Annotated in this window: 4 protein-coding genes; 3 read left to right on the forward strand and 1 reads right to left on the reverse strand. The window is 37.9% G+C overall.

The genetic code is table 11. The annotated features are described in order from the left end of the window. The 3 genes from A0J48_RS25980 to A0J48_RS25990 form a co-directional block, all read left to right on the forward strand. Nucleotides 1–191 (forward strand): hypothetical protein (locus A0J48_RS25980; RefSeq protein WP_200327462.1); only part of this gene is annotated, 191 nt, incomplete at its 5' end. A 296-nt stretch (nucleotides 192–487) separates the two neighbouring features. Next, complete coding sequence (locus tag A0J48_RS25985; protein ID WP_200327463.1) at nucleotides 488–1,360, forward strand: SDR family NAD(P)-dependent oxidoreductase; 873 nt, start codon at nucleotides 488–490, stop codon at nucleotides 1,358–1,360. Nucleotides 1,361–1,700: 340 nt separating this feature from the next. Beyond that, a complete protein-coding gene (locus tag A0J48_RS25990) occupies nucleotides 1,701–2,453 on the forward strand; it encodes a TspO/MBR family protein (RefSeq protein WP_200327464.1) in 753 nt (250 codons plus the stop codon). A 69-nt stretch (nucleotides 2,454–2,522) separates the two neighbouring features. On the opposite strand, the gene A0J48_RS25995 is transcribed toward A0J48_RS25990, so the two are convergent. Continuing rightward, nucleotides 2,523–2,822 carry a hypothetical protein gene (locus tag A0J48_RS25995; protein ID WP_200327465.1) on the reverse strand — a complete coding sequence of 100 codons (300 nt, stop codon included), beginning with the start codon at nucleotides 2,820–2,822 and terminating at the stop codon, nucleotides 2,523–2,525. Nucleotides 2,823–3,677 lie beyond the last annotated feature (855 nt).

Genomic DNA, 3,677 nt, shown 5'->3' on the forward strand with positions numbered 1-3,677 from the left:
CTTGGGGAGAAGCAAGTTTTGAAGCAGGTCTAGACTGGAAATACCGTCTAGTAGAAGATGGAGAATGGAACGTAATGGAGATGGGGGGATGGGGAGATGGGGAGATGAGGGGATGGGGAGAAAGATTTACCTCCTGCCTTCTGCCTCCTTCTTCTAGCTGTTGTAAAGAAGTATTAAGAAATTCTTATTAAAAAAGATTGCAATCTCTTGATTTAGTTGCTAAGGTGTGTAGTGGCAACCAACTGGTGAATGCTCGGATTAAAGAGAGGTAAAACCGATGCTCTGTATCCACTCTGCGAATAAACTTGAGTTTTGATTTATCTATCCTAGTAACGAGGAATTTCTGTTTTGTACAGGCAATGAAGGGGTATTGCAAAGAAGCAACAAACAGAAATATCTGGCGTAATAAATCTTACTGTTCATCAATCGTCTTACCTTTTGGATGGAAAAAGCAGAGGTAAGGCCAAGAATTTGGAGGTGAAAACCGATGAATATTCAAGGCAAAGTTGCTCTAATTACAGGGGCTTCCCGTGGAATTGGTAAAGCGATCGCATTAGAATTAGCCCAGCAAGGAGTAAAGCGGCTGATATTGGTAGCACGCGATCGCCAGAAATTAGCCCAAGTAGCGGCAGAAATTGAAGAAATAGGCACTGAAACGATTATCATCGCTGTAGATTTAACCCACCCAGTCAACGTAAATATTGCGATCGCCCAATTGTGGCGCAACTATGGACCCGTCCATATACTTGTCAACTGTGCAGGAGTTGCATACCAAAACTCATTTCTGCAATCAAAACTTCCCCAAGTCCAAGAAGAAATCTCCATTAACTTGTTGGGAATGTATAATCTCACGAGTCTGATAGCAAGACGTATGGCCAGCCAAAAAGAGGGAACTATTGTCAATGTCTCCAGTCTGATGGGGAAAGTTGCAGCACCCACAATGGCCACCTATTCAGCTACTAAGTTTGCGATTTTAGGCTTTACTCAAGCCTTGCGTCGGGAATTAGCTGAACACAACATCCGCGTTGTGGCTTTGCTTCCTACCCTCACCGATACAGACATGGTGCGCGACTTGCAACTATTTCGTGGAGTCACCCCCATGACACCCCAGCAAGTAGCGCAAGCACTCATCATCGGACTGCAAAAAGATTCATCAGAAATTTTAGTCGGATGGCAATCTCATTTAGCCGTCTGGTGTCAAAACTTTGCTCCTTGGCTGCTAGAGATAGTTTTACAACTAGCAGCACCCAGAAAACAGCCGCAAACCAGCTTAATTAGAAGTTTAGTTGCGAAAATGCAGCATTTTAGTGATTGGTTGTTCTCTAAAGATAAAGTTGCGTTTGTGTCAGATCGCAAATAATCAATAAAGATATCCCTGACTTCTCATATAAATATGCATTCACACAACTGACCTGAGAAGTCGGGGATCTGGGAATTCTTCGGGATTATAAATTTATAATTGAGATGAAATAGATTTTGATATCATGTCCGGTGAAACACTTACGATATCTGTTGGGGCAGGGAATAGGGAATAGGGAATAGAGAAAAGCAAATATGTCCAAAACTTTTATATCGTAAGTAATTAGCCGAACTTGATATGATATCTTTTTCAAGAAGATGAAATCAATACATATTTATCATTATCCCATCATATAATAACCTATGATTATTCACTACCAACTACTCGCAATCTCGTAATTATGAATCAATCCAATAATACTGGCATCCTGGAGAAATTTGTCAACACAGTAATGGGGGTGAAACCTGGGAATCAGCAACTGTCTCTCAATACATCAGCAGCTACAAAAGAACTGGATATCAACGCAGTTTTAGTTTATAAATTAGGGACTATTCTGCAAATAGGAGTGATGATTCTTGTGTTGCTGGGAATGGAAAAATTAGTAATATTGATTGATAATAATTCTTCCTTGCCCAGTTGGTTTAGCACTTTAGTAACTGCATTATTTTTTGCTTTATTAAGTATCCGTTCCCGGATTTTTTCGCTTTTAGATAATACCCGCTCTAGTCGCACCTATGACCAGGTAATTAGACCAAGATGGGCACCACCACCTTTAGCATTTCCTATAGTGTGGATGATAATTGCCGTTTTGCGGGTGATTTCTTCTGTATTAGTTTGGCAGCAACTGAATCACCAATTTTTAGTATTGCCTTTAATTTTGTTTGTGGTGCATTTAGCTTTAGGTGATACTTGGAATACGATTTTTACCGTTGAACGGAGATTAGGTGCTGCTGTTCCTGTAGTGATTTTAGGACCTTGGTTATCTGCTGTGGTGGTGACAGCAATTTATTGGCAAACTGTTCCTTTAGCGGGAATGATTTTATCTTTTTCTTGTGTTTGGCTAACTGTAGCTGCGCTATTAGTGTTTAGGATTTGGCAATTAAATGGATCTGAGCCATTGTATCCTTTAAAGTTAGCATCTGTGGAGAAGTAAAGGGGTAAATTGACATTAGCGATCGCATAAATTCAGAATAGGCGATCGCACATCTAACTCATCATTGTATCACCGATAATCACGCTCCATATCACCACAGAAAGAAACAGCGACTTTGTAACCAATGCGAATCCCAAAAAGTCGAGCAAATCTGTTTTTATTCCGTAAATAATGGGCTGATTCTATGCCTGTTTTATCAATAGCATATTCACCAGTTTCTATATCAATAATTATCATTTTACCGATATTTTCTTCGGTTTCGACTTGTGAACGAATGCTATTTTCATATAATTCTTTCGCACGTTTGGCAACTTCTTCGCTGCTATCGAGAGGTGTAACTTCACCAGCTGCTATTTCTTGACGCACCATCTCAGCTAGACGATCCCATTGATTATGTGTTGTAGCTGCAAAACGAATTTTCCAACCTTGTTCATCTTTTAGTTCATCCAGAAGACGGGTAGCGATCGCATTTTGTTCTTCTGCTGGTAATTTCTCAATTTCTGCGATCGCACGCTGTAGTAATTCTGTCATGGTTGAAGAATTTGAATGGCTTTTTACTATTTATGATATCAAGTATTTGAGTTAATCACGCGATACCTTCGGTAAGCTTTGCTAACGCACTATCTCTAGCGTTAGCTAAATAAGAGTGATCGCATTATCTAAGTTTAAATTTTATTAAATTTTCAAAATTTTTACCTCCCTATAACAGGGAGGTTTTCAATTGAGTCAGTCTGACTTAGAACCTCAGTAGAGGTACTTTTTCGATACTTCTGTCACTAACTAATCTATTTGTGATACATTTTACTCTAGGGTCATCACTTGCTATAAATTTACAAGCAAGGAGGGGATTACCATAGAATCTACACTATATATTATATTTTCCCATATTTATTTTGTCAACATTATTATAAATAAATCATGATAAATCAACCTAGTCTTATTCGTCCTAACCTTCCAAAACCAAAACTAAATAATCTTAATTTTTTTCAAAAAGCTTTTTCAAATGCAAGAATAGAAAAGTATTTTGAATGTGTATCTTCGTCAAATACCATAACTGATCAAGATATTAAAAAAGCTATGCGCCTTTATTAAATAAACATGATATATTGTGAATCTTTATATCCAAGCTTGCATACTTTAGAAATAGCTATCCGTAATTATATAGATATAATTTTAATTAATAAATATGAGTTAAATTGGTTTATTTGTGATACTGATTCTTTT

This window comes from Sphaerospermopsis aphanizomenoides BCCUSP55 (assembly GCF_001586785.1).
Taxonomy (GTDB): domain Bacteria; phylum Cyanobacteriota; class Cyanobacteriia; order Cyanobacteriales; family Nostocaceae; genus Sphaerospermopsis_A; species Sphaerospermopsis_A aphanizomenoides_A.

Excerpts from the sequence above, each read along its gene's own strand:
- A0J48_RS25985 (WP_200327463.1), top strand. The coding sequence starts at position 488 with ATGAATATTCAAGGCAAAGTTGCTCTAATTACAGGGGCTTCCCGTGGA.
- A0J48_RS25990 (WP_200327464.1), top strand. The coding sequence starts at position 1,701 with ATGAATCAATCCAATAATACTGGCATCCTGGAGAAATTTGTCAACACA.
- A0J48_RS25995 (WP_200327465.1), bottom strand. The coding sequence starts at position 2,822 with ATGGTGCGTCAAGAAATAGCAGCTGGTGAAGTTACACCTCTCGATAGC.